General features: G+C 69.8%; 8 protein-coding genes. All 8 read right to left on the bottom strand.

Annotated features, from left to right (window positions below):
- Positions 1–13 precede the first annotated feature (13 nt).
- The 8 genes from glgX to GSE44_RS00980 all read right to left on the bottom strand — a co-directional run bounded on the left by glgX (position 14) and on the right by GSE44_RS00980 (position 18981).
- A complete protein-coding gene (gene glgX / locus GSE44_RS01015) occupies positions 14–2125 on the bottom strand; it encodes a glycogen debranching protein GlgX (protein ID WP_159346378.1) in 2112 nt (703 codons plus the stop codon).
- 15 nt (positions 2126–2140) lie between these two features.
- Positions 2141–4297: a 1,4-alpha-glucan branching protein GlgB gene (gene glgB / locus GSE44_RS01010; protein ID WP_159346376.1), complete on the bottom strand. Its 2157-nt coding sequence runs from the start codon at positions 4295–4297 to the stop codon at positions 2141–2143.
- Entirely contained in the window at positions 4294–7551 is a 3258-nt protein-coding gene (treS, locus tag GSE44_RS01005; protein WP_159346374.1) for a maltose alpha-D-glucosyltransferase, read from the bottom strand. The genes glgB and treS overlap by 4 nt, the downstream gene beginning before the upstream one ends.
- Before the next feature lie 17 nt (positions 7552–7568).
- Positions 7569–10832, bottom strand: coding sequence for a maltotransferase domain-containing protein (locus GSE44_RS01000; protein ID WP_235924481.1), 3264 nt, complete (start codon positions 10830–10832; stop codon positions 7569–7571).
- Between the two features lie 142 nt (positions 10833–10974).
- Positions 10975–14085, bottom strand: a complete 3111-nt coding sequence (locus GSE44_RS00995; RefSeq protein ID WP_159346370.1) for a PAS domain-containing protein — start codon at positions 14083–14085, stop codon at positions 10975–10977.
- 166 nt (positions 14086–14251) lie between these two features.
- A complete protein-coding gene (locus tag GSE44_RS00990) occupies positions 14252–15775 on the bottom strand; it encodes a Ppx/GppA family phosphatase (RefSeq protein WP_235924480.1) in 1524 nt (507 codons plus the stop codon).
- A gap of 5 nt (positions 15776–15780) precedes the next feature.
- A complete protein-coding gene (locus GSE44_RS00985; protein ID WP_235924479.1) occupies positions 15781–18216 on the bottom strand; it encodes an RNA degradosome polyphosphate kinase in 2436 nt (811 codons plus the stop codon).
- 9 nt (positions 18217–18225) lie between these two features.
- The gene (locus tag GSE44_RS00980) at positions 18226–18981 is read right to left on the bottom strand and encodes a P-loop NTPase family protein (protein ID WP_159346367.1); all 756 of its coding nucleotides are present in this window, start codon (positions 18979–18981) and stop codon (positions 18226–18228) included.
- Between the last annotated feature and the right edge of the window lie 5 nt (positions 18982–18986).

Raw genomic sequence — 18986 nt, 5'->3', positions numbered from 1 at the left:
CATCCTTCCGTGCTCATGCCTGGTCCAATCGGCTCCAGAGGAGCACGACGGAGCGGGAACCCACCTGCACCGTATCCTCGCCTTCATCCAGCATGCGCTCATCCGCATCCGGATCGGCGCTGTCGAGCAGGATGGTCCAGTTCCGGGTAACGCCCGGCAGGACGAAGGTTTGGTCGGCGCTATCGGCGTTGATAAGAAGCAGCACCGTATCGGCGCCGCCTTCCGCGGCGTTGTCCGCGCGCAGCATGGCGAAGGTCTTGGCCACGGGATCGCCCCAGGCGTCAGGCGTCAGCGGCTCGCCGTCCTGGCCGAACCACTGGGTGTCCGAGATGCCCGGCACCGGCTCCGACCGGCCATGCGGGAAGCGCGGCGGGCGCAGCGGGCAAAGCCGGTGGCGCAGCCGCGCCAGGCGGCCGGTAAAGCGGATCAGCGTTTGCGCGGATTCCGACTGAGCCCGCTTCCAGTCCACCCAGGAAATCTCGTTGTCCTGGCAATAGGCATTGTTGTTGCCAAGCTGGGTGCGGTTCATCTCATCGCCCGACAGCAGCATGGGCGTGCCCGCGGAGAAGAAGACGGTGGCGAGCATGGCGCGCTTCAGCCGCTCGCGGATGTCGATGATCTCCTCGTCATCCGTCTCACCTTCGACACCCCAGTTGTAGCTGTAATTCTCGCCGTGTCCGTCGCGATTGTCCTCGCCATTCGCCTCGTTATGGCGCTCGTTGTAGGAAACGATGTCCTGCAGCGTGCTGCCGTCATGGGAGGCGATGTAGTTCACGCTCGCCCAGGGCTGGCGCCGGCGCCGGTCGAACAGCTCGGCCGAGCCCGTGAGGCGGGCGGCGAGATCGGGGCGAAGCCCTTCGTCACCCTTCCAGAAGCGCCGCACGCCATCGCGGAACTTGTCGTTCCACTCGGCGAAGCCCGGCGGATGGTTGCCGAGCTGGTAGCCGCCGGGGCCAATGTCCCAGGGTTCGGAGATGAGCTTCGTTCGGGACAGGACCGGGTCCTGCCGCAGCGCGTCGAAGAAGCCCGATCCCGGATCGAAGCCCGTCGTCTCGCGGCCGAGGACGCTGCCCAGGTCGAAGCGGAAGCCGTCCACATGGAACTGCTCCACGTAGTAGCGCAGGCTGTCCATGACCATCTGGATTACCCGCGGATGCGACATGTTCACCGTGTTGCCGGTGCCCGTGTCGTTGATGCAGTGCCGCGGATTGTCCTGGACGAGACGATAGTAGGAGGCGTGGTCTAGGCCGCGCCAGGAGAGGGTCGGGCCCATCTCCGATCCTTCGCAGGTGTGGTTGTACACCACGTCCAGGATGACCTCTATCCCGGCATCGTGCAGGCGCCGCACCGCGGCGCGCACCTCGTTCAAGCTGTTGGTCGCGAGGTAGGACGGCTCGGGCGCGAAGAAGGAAAGGGTGGAGTAGCCCCAGTAGTTGGTCAGGCCCTTCTCGACGAGGAAGCGGTCCTGCAGGAAGGCATGGATGGGCAGCAGCTCCACCGCCGTCACGCCGATCTTCAGCAGGTGATCGATCACGGCGGGATGGCCCAGCGCCTGGAAGGTGCCGCGGATGGGACCGGGGACTTCCTCGTGTTGCTTCGTGAGGCCCTTCAGATGCGCCTCGTAGATGATCGTGTCGCCCCAGGGCCGCTCCGGACGCCGGTCGCCGCCCCATTGGAAGACGCGGTCATCCACCACCAGCGCCTTAGGCATGGCGGCGGCGCTGTCGCGGCGATCCATGGTTAGGTCGGCGCGCTGGTTGCCCACGCGATAGCCGAACAGCGCGTCCGACCAGGTGACGTTACCCACCAGCTGCTTTGCATAGGGATCGAGCAGCAGCTTGGTCGGGTTGAAGCGATGCCCCTTCGTGGGCTCGTACGGGCCGTGCGCGCGGTAGCCATAGACGGTTCCGGGGCCGGCATCGGGCAGGTAGCCGTGCCATACCTCATCCGTGCATTCCGGCAGGTCGTAGCGGGCAATCTCGCGCCGGCCATTGGCATTGAAGAGGCAAATCTCGATCCGCTCGGCATGGGCGGAGAAAACAGCGAAATTCACCCCCAACCCGTCCCAGGTAGCGCCCAACGGATAGGGCTTCCCGGTTTCGAGTCGGGCTGGCGCAGTCGGCATCGGGTATGATGGTCCTTACGGGGAAAAGATAAGCGTCGCCAGCGGCGGCAGGGTCAGGATGAGCGATGCCGGCTGCCCGTGCGAACCCTCGATCTGTGCTTCCACGCCACCGCCGTTCCCAACGCCGGAACCGCCATACTCGACTGCATCGCTGTTGAAAATTTCCTTCCACCATCCCCCGAAGGGCACGCCGACCCGATAGTCCTCCCGCGGAACCGGGGTGAGGTTGCAGATCACCAGCGCCGGCGGGGTGCCATCCGCTCCCATTCGCAGGAAGGCATAGACGCTGTTGCCCGCGTCATCCCCCACCACCCAGGCGAAGCCGGAGGGATCGGCATCCTTCACATGCAGGGCGGGGTGTTCTCGATAGGCGTGGTTCAGGTCCCGCACCAAGGCCTGCATGCCCCGATGTCCTGGATCGTCCAGCAAGTGCCAGGGCAACTGTGAATCATGGTTCCACTCGGTGGGCTGCCCCAGCTCAATGCCCATGAAGAGCAGCTTCTTGCCCGGATGGGTCCACATGAAGGCGAGATAGGCCCGCAGATTCGCCCGCTTCTGCCAAGCATCGCCCGGCATCTTGCCGAGCAGCGAGCCCTTCCCGTGCACCACCTCGTCATGGGAAAGCGGCAGCATGAAATGCTCGGAGAAGGCGTAGACAAGGCCGAAGGTCATCTGGCCGTGGTGCCAGCGCCGATTGATCGGATCCTCCTGCATGTAGTGCAGGGTGTCGTGCATCCAGCCCATGTTCCACTTGTAGTGGAAGCCCAGCCCGCCTTCGGAAACAGGCTTGGAGACGCCGGGCCAGGCGGTGCTTTCCTCCGCCACCATGATGGCGCCGGGGCAGCGCGCCCGCACCGCCTCGTTCAGCTCCTTCAGGAAGGTCACCGCCTCCAGGTTCTCGCGCCCGCCATGGATATTGGGCACCCATTCGCCGTGGTTGCGGGAGTAGTCGCGGTAGAGCATGGACGCCACCGCATCTACGCGCAGCCCGTCGACGTGATAATGCTCCAGCCAGTGCAGCGCGGAGGCGATCAGGAACCCGCGCACCTCGGTCCGGCCGAAGTTGTAGATCAGCGTGTTCCAATCCTTGTGGAATCCCTCCCGCGGATCGGCATGCTCGTAGAGCGCCGTGCCGTCGAACTGGGCAAGGCCATATGCGTCGGACGGGAAATGCGCCGGCACCCAATCCAGGATCACGCCGATCCCGGCCTCATGGCAGTGGTCCACGAAGCGGGAAAAACCTTCCGGCGTGCCGAAACGTGCGGTGGGGGCGAAAAGCCCGAGCGGCTGGTAGCCCCAGGAGCCGCCGAAGGGATGCTCCATGATCGGCAGGAGCTCGACATGGGTAAAGCCCATGCCGGTGACATAGGGGATCAGCCGCGCCGCAAGCCCGTCCCAATCAGGCGCCTGGCCATTCTCCGCCCGCCACCAGGAGCCCGGATGCACCTCGTAGATCGCGATCGGCGCGTTGGTGTCCTGCAGCGCAGCGCGGCGGTCCATCCAACCGGCGTCATTCCACGGATACGCCGTGGGCTGGGCCACGATGGAGGCGGTGCCGGGCGCCAGCTCCGAGGCCCAGGCGACCGGATCGGCCTTCAGCGGCAGCACCCCGCCATGCGCGCCCAGGATTTCGTATTTGTACCGCGTTCCCGGGCTGATGCGCGGGACGAATATCTCCCACACACCCGTGCTTCCGCGCAGCCGCATCGGGTGGCGACGCCCGTCCCAGGAGTTGAACTCGCCCACCACGGAAACGCGCCGCGCATTCGGCGCCCAGACGGCGAAGCGCACGCCGGCGACGCCATCCACCACCATGGCATGGGCACCGAAGACGCGGCCCATCTCCCGGTGTCGCCCTTCGCCGAAGAGGTAGAGGTCCAGTTCCCCCAGCAGCAGGCCGAAGGAATAGGGGTCCTCCGTCTCCTGCACGCCGCCGAGCCAGGTGATCCGCAGCGTATAGGGGCCGGGAGGCAACTCCCCCTCGAACAGGCCATTCTGGTGCACCTGCCGCAGCGGCACCGGCGTGCCGCCGCGCGGCACTGCCTCCACAGCCAGAGCGCCGGGCTGGAAGGTCCGGAGGATACCTTCATGCCGGCCAAGCACGGCGAAGGGATCGCCATGGCGGCCCTCGGCGATGGCGTCCAGGGCAGCGTCGAAGGGGGCGTCGCTCATGGATTCACCAGTCGATCGGCCAACGCGGCGAGGCCGCGCAGCGGGATGGAGAGCCAGGCGGGGCGGTTCGCCGCCTCGTAGCGTAGCTCATAGGCGGCCTTTTCCAGCAGGAAGAGGTCGAGCAACGCGTCGCGCGTCTCGGCCGGGGCCCAGGGCACGGGGGCCGCTGCCTCCACCTCCCGATAGGCCTCGCTGAAGGCCGCGCCCGCCTCCTCGCGGAAGCGCGCCAGCAGCGCATCGCGCCGTTCCGCCGGGGCGGTGCTGAGGGAGCTGGCCGCGGCGGCCGCGGCATAGTCGAGGCTGCGGAGCAGGCCGGCCACGTCGCGCAGCGGGCTGCCCTTGGCGCGGCGCTCCTCCAGCGTGCGTGCCGGCTCGCCCTCGAAGTCCACGATCACGGCATCGCCCTGCGCCACCAGCACCTGACCCAGATGGAAGTCGCCATGCACGCGCGTCATCAGCGCGCCATCGGCGGATTGCGCGAGCCGCCGTACGGCCTGCTTCAGCGCATAGCGATGGCCGAGAAGCACATCCGCCAGGGCGCGCTCCTCCTCGCCCAACTCCGCCTTCTCCAGCAGGTCCAGCGCAGGATCGAGCTGCGCGATCGCGCCATCGGCCCAGGCGGTGCGGGTGTCCTCCCCCGCCACCTCGGGCGCGAAGGCGGGATCCTCGCTCGGTGCCGCTAGCACGGCATGCAGCTCGGCCAGGCGCCGCCCGAGCGCCGCGATGAAGGCAAAGTAGCCGGAGAGCGCGTCGGCATGCTCGTCATCGGTCTGGTCGGCGGCGCGGGAGAGCCAGTCCAGCGTCCAGCCCCAGCCATCGCCCTGGTTGCGGACGAAGCCCTGCAGCAGCATCAGCGTGACGGGCACGCCGTCGGGGCCGGTGCGGACCACTTCGCCCAGCAGGGGCGCGATGTTCTGGAAGCCGGCCTCCGTCAGGTGGCGCGTCATCTCGGCCTCCGGATGGATACCGTTGACGAGCTTGCGCAGGATCTTCAGCACCGCCTGCTCGCCGACGATGATGGAGGAGTTGGACTGCTCGCCCGGCAGGCGGCGCACCTCCGGCTCCTCGCCCAGCTCCAGGGCGCCGAGGCGCTCGCTGCCGATGAAGCGGACGGGGCCGTCCTCCGTCTGCGCCACAGCCCCTGCGCGCAGGGCGGCGAGCACGCGGTGCACGAAGTGGTCGGAGGCGAAGGCATCGGTCAGGTAGCCGACGCGCCGCCCCTGGCGCACGCGCGAGAGGGCGAGCTGATAGGCCAGGGGCCCAACAGTCTCATCCTCCTCCATCGCCGCCAGCGGCACGGCGTAACGCTCCGTGCGGCCGGGCAGCGTCACCTCGATCTCCGCCAGCAGCTGATACCTGGCCTCCGGAACAGGAGCGACGGCGCGCAGATGCGCGGATTGCAGCGCCTCGTCCTTGGCCGCGAACCAACGGCGCTTGGGTAGCCAGGCCGGCAGCACCTCACGTTCGATCTCGGCGCGCTGCGCAGGTCCCATGGCACTGGCCGTGGTGGGGAAGACAATGGTGCGGAGGTCGGGCAAGGGTTCGGGTGCCTTCACATGCCAGGGCGGAAGCGCCTGTTCGGTTGCGAGGACGAACCAGTAGAAGCCATAGGGCGGCAGCGTCAGCAGATAGGTTAATTGCCCGATCGCCGGGAAGGCCGTGCCGCCCAGCATCTCGACCGGCACGCGGCCCTCATGTTGCGACAGGTCCAGCTCCACCGCCTGCGCCGAGCGGGAGAGATTGAAGACGCAGAGGATCGCCTCCCCGTCCATCTCACGCAGATAAGCCAGCACCTTGCGGTTACCGGGATAGAGCAGCCGCATGGAGCCGCGCCCGAAGGCCTGGCTGCGCTTGCGGGTGGCCAGCATGCGCCGCATCCAGTTGAGCAGCGAATGCGCGTCCCGCGCCTGCGCCTCCACATTCACGGCCTGGAAGCCGTAGAGCGGGTCCTGGATGGTCGGCAGCACCAGCCCCGCCGGATCAGCTCGGGAGAAGCCGCCGTTGCGGTCGGGCGACCACTGCATCGGCGTGCGAACCCCGTCGCGGTCGCCGAGATAGATGTTGTCGCCCATGCCGATCTCGTCGCCGTAATAGATCACGGGCGTGCCGGGCATGGACATCAGCAGCCCGTTCATCAGCTCGATGCGGCGCCGGTCGCGCTCCAGCAGCGGCGCGAGGCGGCGGCGGATGCCGAGATTGATGCGCGCGCGGCGGTCGGCGGCATAGGTGTTCCAGAGATAGTCCCGCTCCCGATCGGTGACCATCTCGAGCGTCAGCTCATCATGGTTGCGCAGGAAGATCGCCCATTGGCAGCCGTCGGGGATGTCGGGCGTCTGGCGCAGGATGTCGGTGATCGGGAAGCGGTCTTCCTGCGCGATCGCCATGTACATGCGCGGCATCAGCGGGAAGTGGAACGCCATGTGGCATTCATCGCCCTCCCCGAAATACTGCTGCGTATCCTCGGGCCACATATTGGCCTCGGCCAGCAGCATCTTGCCCGCGCCGGCATACCCCTTCTCCAGCTCCGCGCGGATCAGCTTCAGGACGTCATGCGTCTCGGACAGGTTCTCGTTGTTGGTGCCGTCGCGCTCGATCAGATAGGGCACGGCATCCAGCCGCAGCCCGTCCACCCCGGCATCCAGCCAGAAGCGCATCACACCCAGAATCCGATCCACCACCTCCGGATTGTCGAAGTTCAGGTCGGGCTGATGCGAGAAAAAGCGGTGCCAGAAATACTGGCCGGCCACCGGATCCCAGGTCCAGTTCGACTTCTCGGTGTCCAGGAAGATGATGCGCGTGCCCTGGTAGATCTGGTCGGTGTCGGACCAGACGTAGAAGTCGCGCTCCGGCGACCCCTTGGGCGCGTTGCGCGCAGCCTGGAACCAGGGGTGCTGGTCGCTTGTGTGGTTGATGACCAGCTCGGTGATCACCCGCAGGCCACGCCGATGCGCTTCCTCGATGAAGCGCTGCGCATCCTCCACCGTGCCGTAATCGGGATGCACGCCGGTATATTCGGAAATGTCGTATCCGTCGTCGCGCCGCGGACTCGGGTAGAAGGGCAGCAGCCATAGCGTGTCGACGCCCAACTCCGCGATGTAGTCCAACTTCGCCATCAGCCCGGGAAAGTCGCCAACCCCGTCGTCATTGGCGTCGAAGAAGGACTTCACATGCAGCTGGTAGATCACCGCATCCCGGTACCATTGCGGGTCGCGGGGATCAGGCTCGTGCATCGGCAGGGCAGCGTCGTCGGGCATGTCGATCTCTTACTGTGTCAGGCGCCGAAGGGGCGGACGCGCCAGATGGCGAAGGGAAGGTCGGCCGGGTCCAGGCGCATGTGCTGCCCCTTCCCGTGGAAGGCGAAGCGGTGGCCGCGCATCAGGTCCTCGGCATCCAGCCCGGCTTGGTCGGGCAGGCCCCAGCGCCAGAGCGGCAGCTCGAATCCCGCCTCCTGCACCCGGGACGGATCCATGCTCACCGCCACCAGCACGACATTGGAGCGGTCCTCCGTTGCCTTCTCGAAATACAGGATGTTGTCGTTCCAGGCGGTCAGGAAGGTGACACCGAGATGCGTCTGCAGCGCCGGGTTGGCGCGGCGGATCATGTTCAGCCGCGTCACCTCGTCTACGATGTCGCCGGGCCGGCGGGCCGGCCAGGCGCGGATCTGGTACTTCTCGCTGTCGAGATACTCCTCCTTGCCCGGCAGCGGCGTCGCCTCGCACAGCTCGAAGCCCTGGTAGACGCCCCAGAGGCCCGAAAGCGTCGCGGCCAGCGCAGCGCGCGCCAGATGCATCGGCCGCCCGCCGGTCTGCAGGTGGCGCGGGTTGATGTCCGGCGTGTTGACGAAGAAATGCGGGCGGAAGAACTCGCGTGGCGCAGTGGTCGACAGCTCCGTCAGGTATTCCTCCATCTCCGCCTTCGTCTCGCGCCAGGTGAAGTAGGTGTAGGACTGGCTGAAGCCGCACTTCGCCAGACGGTACATCACCTTCGGCCGCGTGAAGGCTTCCGAGAGGAACAGCACCTCCGGATTCTCGGCGCGGATCTCGCCGATCATCCATTCCCAGAAGGGAAGCGGCTTGGTGTGCGGGTTGTCCACCCGGAAGGTTTTCACCCCCTGCTCCACCCAGAACTTCACCGTCTGGTAGAGCGCCACCCAGAGCGAAGGCTTGGCGCCCGGCGCGTAGAAGTCGACGTTGACGATGTCCTCATATTTCTTCGGCGGGTTCTCGGCGTATTTGATCGTGCCGTCGGGCCGCCAGTCGAACCATTCGGGGTGCTTGCGCAGCCAGGGATGGTCGGGCGAGCACTGGATGGCGAAGTCCAGCGCCAGTTCCAGCCCATGCGCATGGGCTGCGTCCCGCAACCGGTGGAAATCGGCCATGGTGCCCAGCGCGGGGTGCAGCGCGTCATGCCCGCCCTCGTCCGAACCGATGGCATAGGGGCTGCCGGGATCATCCGGGCCGGGCGTCAGCGTGTTGTTCGGCCCCTTGCGGTTCTTCCGCCCGATCGGATGGATCGGGGGAAAATACAGCACGTCAAAGCCCATCGCCTTCACGCGCGGCAACTGGCCGATCACGTCCTCCAGCGTGCCGTGGCGCGCGGGATCGCCCGACTGGCTGCGCGGGAAGATCTCGTACCAAGAGGCGAAGCGGGCGGCGATGCGCTCGGCCTCGATGCCGCCGGGCGGGTTCTGACGCACGCGATGCGGGCGGTCATCGGCCAGGGCCATCAGCCGCGCCGTCTCGGGCGACATCAGCACCGCGAGCCGCTCCGATTCCGGCGCCCCCTCCAGCGACTTCGCCAACAGGGTCAGCGGGCGCTTCGTGGCGCCAATGCGCTTGGCGGCCTTCTCCACCAGCCGCCGCCCCTCCTCCAGCTCCAGCGTCACCGGCACGCCTGCGGCGTGCTTCTTCGACAGCTCGTCGCGATAGCCCTCGAAAACGTCGAGCCAGGCCTCCACCGCGAAGACATGGCGGCCCATCCGCTCCAGCGGGAAACTCGCGGTCCAGCGGTCATTGCCGAGCGGCTCCATCCGCACCTCGCGCCACGCCTTGTCATCGACAGGGCGCCAGAGCAGGGCCACGCCGAAGGTGGCATGGGTGTCGGCCACGATATCGGCCTCCACCGTCACCACCTCGCCCATGATGCGCTTCGCCGGGAAGCGGCCGCCCTCCACCAGGGGCGTCACCGCCTCGATGCCGATGCGCGGGATCACCACGCCCTGCTCCGGCGGCATGCGGGCGGCGGCGGGGCGGAGAATGGGGCTGGAGCGCCCGGCCTGCATCACCCGCACCTCTCCGGGCGAGAGCAGGACAGGCACGCCCGGCGTCAGCGTCTGGGTGCCATCGGCGTTGAGGAACGGGCCGGGGCCGCCGCCGATGGCCGGCAGGATCGCCTCGGGCGCCAGGCTGGCGGAGGCGTGGCGGTCCGGATTGGCGATGACGAGAGTGGCGGATTCCGCGAAGCGCGGATCCTCCGAGGCCCGCAGCATGGCCATCACCGTGCCCCCTGGTCCGGTCAGCGGCCGCATCGCCTGCCCCGACAGGGGCGCAAGCCGCTTGACCAGCGCGGTCGCGTCCCGGATCTCGCCGGAAAGGTCGTAGGGCGCATTCCCGTGCAGCCAGGCCCAGTCGCCCGGCCGGTCCTGCGCGGGGTCTGATGGGCGGCGGGCGCCGTATTCGAAGCCCTGTGGTACCAGCAGCGCATCGCAGAGCGTCGCGGCCAGATGCAGGGACAGGCCTGCGGCACGCGCCCGCGCGGCCTCGTCTCCCTCGTCCACCGCCGCGCGCTGGCCGAAGGGCACCTCGGGGAAGCCGATGAGCGGCGCGCCCAGCGCCTCGCGCTCCGCCGCGAACCAGGGATCGCGCCCGTTCCACCAGGCCAGGGAGGAGGCCAGCCAGCCGAAGCCCGCCTGGCGCAGCGCGGCTGCTTCGGCCCAGCCCATGCCCGTGGTCCAGCCAATGAAGCCCGCGCCGGATCCGGCGGCGCCGATCAGCCGCCTCCAGGCGGGAACCGGCACCTCGCCCGGGCGGAGGGCGCGGAAGCCGGACACCCCCGCCGCCATCCAGTCACGCAGCCGCGCCTCCCAGAAGGCCAGCGGCCCCTCGGCCGTCAGGTCCAGCCGTGCCAACCCGAGCGGGGCGGCGGTAGCGCGCGGGTCGGGCAGGCTGGCACCAGGCTGATGGAACCACTCCGGGTGGCTGGCGGGCAGCGCGCCCTCCGCCGCCATATGCTGCGGCAGCAGGTCCAGCCACAGCTCCAGCCCCGCGGCCTGGCAGACGCGTGCGAGGGTGGCGATCGCCCCGGTGCCATCCGTGCCCATCTCCAGCATCGGATGCGGGCGGTCATGATCCGCCACCTCCAGCAGGTTGCCGGAACGGCCGGGGGACAGGGGCGGCGGCATGCAGACGCCGCCGAAGCCGAGCGCCGCAATCCGCTCCAGTTCCGCCGCCCAGCGCGACAACGGACCGAGCAGCAGCGGATTCAGGTGGTACAGGGCGATGGGGCGCATCGGCGAGGAACGGTGGTCGGCGGTCATGGTTCCCGGCTCCGGCATCGTCGATTGGGATGGAAGGGGATCGCAGCCCTTCCGGATGCGGCCAAGCGTGCCGCGCCGCAACAAGGCGTGATGTCTGCGAAGGTTCCATGCCAACGGTGCATTGAACGCGCCGCCTGCCGCGTCAGCCGGCGCCGCGCCCCTGCTCCTGCCTCTCCCCTGGCGGCATTACGGAGGCGATCGCCTGGGCCAGGGCGTCCCGGCCGAAGGGCTTGTCCAGCCGAGGCACGCCCGGCGCCTCGCCCGCCGCCAGATCGGCATAGCCGGAGGCAAGAATTACCGGCAGTCCCGGATGCAGGGCCGCGATGCGCCCTGCGAGTTCCGCCCCGGTCATGCCGGGCATCGCATGATCGGTCACCACCAGGTCCGGCAATGGCCCGCTGCGCAGCATCTCCAGGGCAGTGGCGGCGGAGCCCGCCTCCCAGGCGGCATGGCCGAGATCCGCAAGCAGGGCGGCGGTGCTGGACAGCACCAATGGATCGTCATCGACCAGGAGGACGACCAGCCCGGTCCCGGTCCGCCTCGCGGCCGGCTGCGGGATGGGATCAGGGGCGGGGGCGCTCCCAGGCGCGGCGCGCGGCAGCCAGATCTCGGCCGTGGTTCCCCGGCCCGGAGTGCTGATCAGGCGCAGCGCACCGCCGGACTGGGCGCAGAGCCCATGCACCATCGACAGGCCGAGGCCGGTGCCGCGTCCCACCCCCTTGGTGGTGAAGAAGGGCTCCGTGGCGCGGGCCAGCGTCTCGGCATCCATCCCAGCCCCCTGGTCCGACACGGCGATGACGAGATAGTCGCCCGCCGGCATCTCCCTCGCGCTCGTGCCCTCATCCGCCACGGGTACCCGGCGCGCGGGCTCGTTGCGGGCGGAGATGTGGACGACGCCATGGGGGAATCGCTCCGGCGGCATGGCGTCGCGCGCATTCACGCAGAGGTTCAGCAAGGCCAGCTCAAGCTGGTTTGGGTCGGCCTGGACCCACCACAGCCCCTCCGGCGCATCGATCTCCAGCGTCGTGGCCGGCCCCAGGCTGCGGGCCAGGATCTCATGCAGCGAGGCGATGAGCGCCGCCGTGTCCACCGCGCCGATGCGCAGCTCCTGCCGCCGTGCGAAGGCGAGCATGCGGCGCGTCAGTGCAGCCCCCCGCTCGGCGGCCCCCGCCACGCCATCCAACAGGCGGCGCGCGCCCGGATCGGCCGACAGCGCCGGGCGCCGGCCGAGCAGTGCGGCGCCGGAGGCCACCACCTGCAGGAGGTTGTTGAAATCATGCGCCACCCCGCCGGTGAGTTGGCCCAGCGCCTCCAGCTTGCGGGCCTGGGCCAGCTGCGCCTGGGCGGCCTCGGCGGCGGCCACGGCCTCGCCCACCCGCGCCTCCAGCACCGCCTGCGCGGCGCGGCGCTCCGTCACATCGGCATAGACGCCGACGAAGCGGCCCATCGGTGAGGAGGGGGACGGCGCCAGGACCCGGCCGGTGGCGGCGATCCAGCGCTCGCCCTGGGGCGTGAGGAGGCGATGCTCCAGCAGAATGGTGCTGCCGTTCGCCACGGCCTCCGCCCAGGATTCGGGCGTGATCGGCCGGTCGTGGGGGTGCATCATGCGCTGCCAGGTGGCCAGGTCGCTTCGCAGGTCCGGCGGCGTGGGCAGGCCGAGCAGGGCGAAGTGGCGGGGGGAGAAGACGCCCTCCCGCGTCGCCACGTCGAGGTCGAAAGCGATCAGCCCGCCGGCCTCCAGCGCCAGGCGCAGGCGCTCCTCGGCGGCGGCCAGCGCGGCCTGGTTCTCGGCCAGCCGGGCCTCGGTGCGGCGGAGTGCGGAGACATCCACATGCACCCCGTGAATCCGGATTGCGCGGCCCTGCGCGTCGCGCTCGATCTCGGCCAGGGCGGAGATCCAGCGCGTCTCCCCGGAGGGTGTCAGCACCCGGTATTCCGCAACATAGTCGGAACCACCACCCTCCACCGCCGCGGCATAGTTGGCGGCGGTGCGGGCGCGGTCATCGGGGTGGATGCGGTCCTCCCAGGCACCATGCGGCTCCTCCGCCGCTTCCTGGCCGAGGCCGTGCAGCACCAAGTATTCCGGGGAGCGGTAGTTGTGGAAGCGCGGCTTTCCGCCGGGCGGGTGCTCGATGGTGATCTCGAAGCCGCCCACCCGCGCCAGGCGCTGGGTCTGGGCCAGTTGCGCCTCGCGCTCCCGCAGCGCCGCGTCGCGCGCCGCGATGATGGCCGCGGCCTGGGAGAGGGCGGCGCCGACCGCGTTCACCTCCTGCAGCGCGGTCTGGACCGGCGGCACGGGCTTCCCCTGCCCTAGGGCGGCGGCGGCCTCCGAGAGGCTGCGCGTCGCGCGCGAGATGCGGGTTCCGGCAACGAGCGCCAGCAGCATGCCGCAGGTCAGCAGCAGCACGCCCAGCGCCCCGAGGGCCCAGACGGCGCGACGGACCGGCGCGTCCACCACCTCGGCGGCGAGGCTGGCGCCGACGGTCCAGCCTATCTTGGTAGGGGCATGGGCCACCACCACCGGCCGGCCCTCATAATTCGTGCCGCGCCAGTAGCTGGCCGCCGGATGCCGGAATCGCGGGCCCGCATCGCGCCCCACCACCGCCTCGGCCGATGCGCTGCGGGCGACGATGCGGTTGGCCCGGTCCACCACGAAGGTGGTCCAATGGGGTTCCGGCACCTCGTGCCGCAGCCGCTCCGTCAGCCGCGCCGCCGGGAAGGCGGCCGAGAGCAGCATGCGGCGCCCGCCGGCATCCCGGACCACCAGGATCATGCCGTAGATCGGCACCCCGCTGACCATGCTGCGGACGAGATCCGTCACGCGTGGGCCATCCGGAAGCCCCTCCAACGGGATCGCCCATTCCGGACGCGCCGCGTGCTCCGGATGGGCCTGCCCGAAGGGGATCGCGCTGTGCAGGAGAAGATTCCCCTCCGCGTCGCGCAGGGAGAGTCTGGCTTTCAGTTCCCGCGACATGGCGATGAGGTGACGGTGCACGCCCTCCATGTCGCCCGCCTGGAAGGGACCGCTTGCGGCAATGGCCTGGAGGGTGGAGGTGAGCGCCTCGAACTCGGAGTCCACCATCCGCGCCAGTCCCTCGGCGCGCGCGAGCACGTTGCGCTCCACCATGGCGCTCCGCGCCTCGGCGAAACGCCAGAGGGCCAGCCCGGCGAAGATCAGGACGGGCAGCACGGTCGCCAGCACGAGCAGCAACAGCCGTGCCCGGATTCCCGCAATGGGCAGGGTGCCGCGCAAGGATCGTTGCGTCTGGATGACGTCCCCCAAGGTCTGGCGCCGGGAGCAACCTGCACCGGGCGGCAGCCGGGCGCCAGACTCGCCGCGGTCACAGCCCTTTAATCGGCGGCTTCCGCCCCCAGCCCGAAAGCCCGCGACACGCAACCAGCGCTGCGGCCGGCGCCCGCTACCCCGCCGCGGCCTGGGGCGTAAGTTCCACCGCGGCCTCCAGCCCCATGGCGGTGGCCAGGCTGTCCACGCGGCGCCGTACGCTTTCGCCCGCGAAGACGCCGCTGCCCTCCACCAGCCGCAGGACGAGCTGCCCGCCCCGCAGCCGGAGGGCCGTGCCGGCCAGCAGCGCCGGCGTGCCGCCCGATAGCGTATAGGCCAGGCGCAGCGCCGCCCCGATCCGCTCCGCCCGCTGCTGCGCGGCGGTACCCAGCAGGGCGCGCGCGGGGGCAAGCAGCGCCGGATCCTCCGCGTCGTAGCGGAGCGCGGTGGCGAGGGCGAGGAAGGCGCGCGCATGGTGGTCCAGCCCCACGCCGGGCTGGCGCAGCACGCGCAGGAAAGCCTGCTCGGCGCGATAATCCGGATGGTCGTGGCTGCCAGTGTCGGAAACCTGGCAGGCAGCGCGGCGCAGCGCGGCCTCGGCCGGGACCTCGCCGGGAAAGAGCGGCGCGGTCCAGTCCATCAGCGCCCGCGGCATGTCGGGATCGCGGCCGAAGCGGTCGGCCAGGTCGGTTCCCGCCGCCATCAGCGAATCCTGCGTCCGAACCACATCGGGAAGGTGCCGGGCGTACCACCCCTCGCGCAGGCCATTCGCCGAGAAGACGACCCGCCGCGCCCCGGTCAGGCGCAGCAGGCGGCGCAGCACTACGGCCGCATAGGGCAGGTCCGCGACGCGCTTGGCCGGCGTGCCGGGCAGGCGGTTCGGTCGGTCCCCGGCGGCGATGACAGCGGCGCAGAGGTCGCGCGCCTCCTCCTTCCGCAACACATAGTGGTGGACGATGGAGAGCGGATAGCCGGTCTGCGCAATGTGGATCTTCGCCAGGGCGCGCCAGGCGCCGCCGACGAGATAGAGGTCCCTCCCTAGCCCGCGCCGCAGCCAAGGCACGGCCGAAAGCGCATCTTCCGCAATGGCCCGCGCGCGCGCCGGATCGTTGCCCGAACGCTCCGCAAGGCGGATGACGCCGAGCGGCAGGCTGACGGATTCGGTCGGCCGCCCTGCCGAAAGATCGACCAGTTCCAGGCTGCCCCCGCCGATATCGCCGAGAATGCCGTCCGCGCCGGGCACGCCGAGCAGCACCCCCTCCGCCGACATCGCCGCCTCCTCCTCGCCGGTCAGGATGCGGAGCGGCACCCCGGGCATCCGGGCGCGCAGCGCCTCGGCGAAGGCGGGGCCGTTCGCGGCGTCCCGCATGGCGGCCGTGGCCAGCACCTCCACCGGATCGGCGCCCATGGCGCGCGCAATGGCGAGGTACCGCCCCATGATGGTGAGCGCGCCCTCCACCGCCGCGGCATTGAGCTTGCCGGTGGATTGCAGGCCCCGGCCGAGGCCGAGCACGGCCTTCTCGTTGAAGATTGCGACGGGGTTGCGGCAGCGGCCTTCGAAGACGACGAGGCGGACGGAATTGGAGCCGAGATCGACGACGCCCAGCCGCTGCGGATGGGCGCGCGGCGGGGCATATTCGGCTTCGTTGTGCAGATCCAAGCGTCTCAGTCCTGTGCCACGCGGTCCGGCCGGCGGCGCACCGGGCCGCGCGTGCGTGGCGCGCGATGCAATGCGCTGCCCCGGCCGGAAAGGGAGGGATTGGTCATGAAGTACTCATGCGCCGAGAGCGGATGCGCCCCCGGCTCGATGCGGCGGTAGCTGCCGTCCGGATACAGCTCCCAGGACTGGTCGCGGTCCTTCAGGTTCACCACCATGATCTGATCAAGGATCTGCGCATGCACGGTCGGGTTCTCCACCGGCACCAACGTCTCCACGCGCCAGTCCATGTTGCGCGCCATCCAGTCCGCACTGCTGATGAACACGCGGGCGCGGCGGCTGGGCAGGCGGTGGCCATTGGCGAAGACGCAGATGCGCGAATGCTCCAGGAAGCGCCCGACGATGGACTTCACCCGGATATTCTCGGACAGGCCCTCCACCCCGGGGCGCAGGCAGCAGATGCCGCGCACGATGCAGTCCACCTTCACCCCCGCCCGGCTCGCCCGATAGAGCGCGTCGATCAGTGTCTCGTCCACCAGCGAGTTCATCTTCAGCCAGATGCCGCTGGGCCGTCCCTCCCGCGCGTTGATGATCTCCTGCTCGATGAGCCCCATCAGCGCCGGGCGGATGGTGAGCGGCGAGAAGGCCAGGCTCTCCATCGTCTCCGGCCGCGCATAGCCGGTCATGTAGTTGAACAACCGCGCGGCATCGCGCGTCAGCCCGGGATCGGCGGTGAAGAAGGACAGGTCCGTGTAGATGCGCGCGGTGACGGGATGATAGTTGCCCGTGCCGAAATGCGCGTAGGAGCGCAGCACGCCGCCTTCGCGGCGCACGACCAGCGACACCTTCGCATGTGTCTTCAGGTCCACGAAGCCATAGACGACCTGCACGCCGGCGGCTTCCAGCTCGCGCGCGAGGGCGATGTTGCGCTCCTCGTCGAAGCGCGCCTTCAGCTCCACCATGGCGGCGACAGACTTGCCGGCATCGGCTGCCTCGATCAGCGCACGGGCGATCGGGCTGTCGCGGCTGGTGCGGTAGAGCGTCTGCTTGATCGCCACCACCGCCGGGTCGCGCGCCGCCTGGCGCAGGAACTGCACCACCACGTCGAAGGATTCATACGGGTGGTGGACGACGATGTCCTTCGCGCGGATTGCCGCGAAGCAGTCGCCGCCGAAATCGAGGATGCGTTCCGGAAAACGCGGCGTGTAGGGCTTGAAGAGCAGGTCAGGCCGGTCGTCGAGGATCAGCTGCTTCAGGTCCGAAAGGCCCAGCAGTCCTTCCAGCGAGAAGATCTCCCCGCGCGGCGCGTCCAGCTCCTCCGCCACCAGCTCCACCATGTCGGCCGGCGTGTCGTCGGTAACGGTCAGGCGGATGGCGCGGCCGCGGCGGCGGCGCTTCAGCGCGCTCTCATAGGAGCGCACCAGGTCCTCCGCCTCCTCCTCGAACTCGACATCGGTGTCGCGGATCAGGCGGAACAGCCCGCGCTCGGCCAGGATGAAGCCGGGAAACAGGCGCTTGAGGTTAAGGAGAAGCACCTCCTCCAGCAGCACGAAGCGCACGGGCTCCCGCGTGCCATCCGCGCGTGGGCCGCCCGGCGGCAGGCGGATGAAGCGCTCCAGCTGCGGCGGCAGCGGCAGGATGGCGCGCATGGTGCCGCCATCCTCCTCCCGCACCAGCTTCATGATCAGGCAGAGCGCGAGGTTGGCCAGGAAGGGGAAGGGATGCGCCGGGTCGATCGCCAGCGGCGTCAGCACCGGGAAGACCCGCTCCATGAACCAGTTGGACAGCCACTCCCGGTCGGACTCGGACAGTTCAGACGGATCGCTGACGCGGATGCCCGCCTCGGCCAGTTGCTCGCGCAGATCGAGCCAGCGCTGCTGCTGCTGCGCCAGGAGGCGCCCCGCGCGTTCATGGATGGCGGCGAGCTGCTGCGCCGGCGTCAGCCCGTCCGGCGAGACGGCGACAATGGCCGCGCGCTCTTGCCCCACCAGCCCGGCCACGCGGACCGAGTAGAACTCATCCAGATTCGCCGAGGAGATGGCAACGAAACGCAGCCGCTCGAGCAGCGGATGGGCGGGGTTCGAGGCTTCCTCCAGCACGCGTTCGTTGAAGGCCAGCCAGGAAAGCTCGCGGTTGATGAAGCGGCTCGAATCGCTCAGGGGCGAATCCGCCGTCTCCGCCGGCGCGGGCACGACGGGATCGGGCGCGGCCCCCCGCAGCGACGCATCGATCGGCTGCTTCGTCGCCACTTCTCGCCCAGGCACTTCGCGGCCAGGTGCTTCTCGGACCACCACGTCCTTGGGCGCCGCCACCTCCTTCGGGGGCGCCTCGCCGCCCGCGTCTGGCCGACTGGCGGACGGGCGCGCCTGCTCGCGGCGTGCCTGGGCACGGGGCGCGGCCGTGCGAGGGGTGTCGGTCTTGGCGGGGTCTGAGTTGGCGTCCATTGGCGGAGGTTACAGCAATCGGCCCATGGAGGCGGAGGCCGACGAAGCACTTGCCACGGAATCGTCACCGGCTCCGTCATCCCATCCGGCGCCCTCGGGCAGCCCATCCCCGCTGCCGTCGATCAACCCTGCCAGGGCGACCCGGGCGCGGGCGCGGGTGACGGCGCCGCCATCCGCCAGGGCGGCGCGGTCCAGCCGGGCGGCGACCTCCGCCAGCACCGCGGCCTCCCGCGGCAGGCGGGCCAGCAGCCAGTCCTGGATGGCGGGTTCAACGCGAAGCTGGCGCCGTTCGAAATGCCGGGCCAGCAGGGCGCGCAGCAACCCATCGGTCGGCTGGGCCAGGGGCGCGGCGGCGGTGGCCCGCAGCCGGCTGGCGAGGTCCGGCAGCGCCACCTTCCACCGGGCCGGCGGCTCGCGCCCCGCCATCAGCAACAGATGGCCACCGGCGGCGCAGGCATTGATGAGGTGGAACAGGGCGGCTTCCTCCGCCGCGCAATCGGCGTCGTCCAGCGCGGTGGGCGCCCCTTGCGGCACGCCGCGAAGCAGGGGGCCGGAAAGGCGGCGCAGGCCCAGCCGCCGCGCCGCCTGGCCGAGGAAGGCCGATTTCCCGCTTCCCTCCGGCCCATGCAGCGCCAGCCGACCCGCCGGCCAGCTGCCGGGATCGCCCAGCCAGGTGCGTGCCACGGCATTGGAGGAATCCGGGATCGGGTCGATCTCGATCTCCGCGCGCGGAAGCAGCGGCAGGGGAAGCTGTCTGGCGGCCATGGCGG

Source organism: Muricoccus harenae, assembly GCF_009848505.1.
Classification (GTDB): Bacteria; Pseudomonadota; Alphaproteobacteria; order Acetobacterales; family Acetobacteraceae; genus Roseomonas; species Roseomonas harenae.
This window is presented reverse-complemented; position numbering and strand designations above follow the sequence as displayed.

Bases quoted from the DNA above. Each gene is read 5' to 3' on its own strand.
- GSE44_RS00980 (WP_159346367.1), bottom strand. From the start codon at position 18,981: ATGGCCGCCAGACAGCTTCCCCTGCCGCTGCTTCCGCGCGCGGAGATC.
- treS (WP_159346374.1), bottom strand. From the start codon at position 7,551: ATGCCCGACGACGCTGCCCTGCCGATGCACGAGCCTGATCCCCGCGAC.
- glgX (WP_159346378.1), bottom strand. From the start codon at position 2,125: ATGCCGACTGCGCCAGCCCGACTCGAAACCGGGAAGCCCTATCCGTTG.
- GSE44_RS01000 (WP_235924481.1), bottom strand. From the start codon at position 10,832: ATGACCGCCGACCACCGTTCCTCGCCGATGCGCCCCATCGCCCTGTAC.
- glgB (WP_159346376.1), bottom strand. From the start codon at position 4,297: ATGAGCGACGCCCCCTTCGACGCTGCCCTGGACGCCATCGCCGAGGGC.
- GSE44_RS00985 (WP_235924479.1), bottom strand. From the start codon at position 18,216: ATGGACGCCAACTCAGACCCCGCCAAGACCGACACCCCTCGCACGGCC.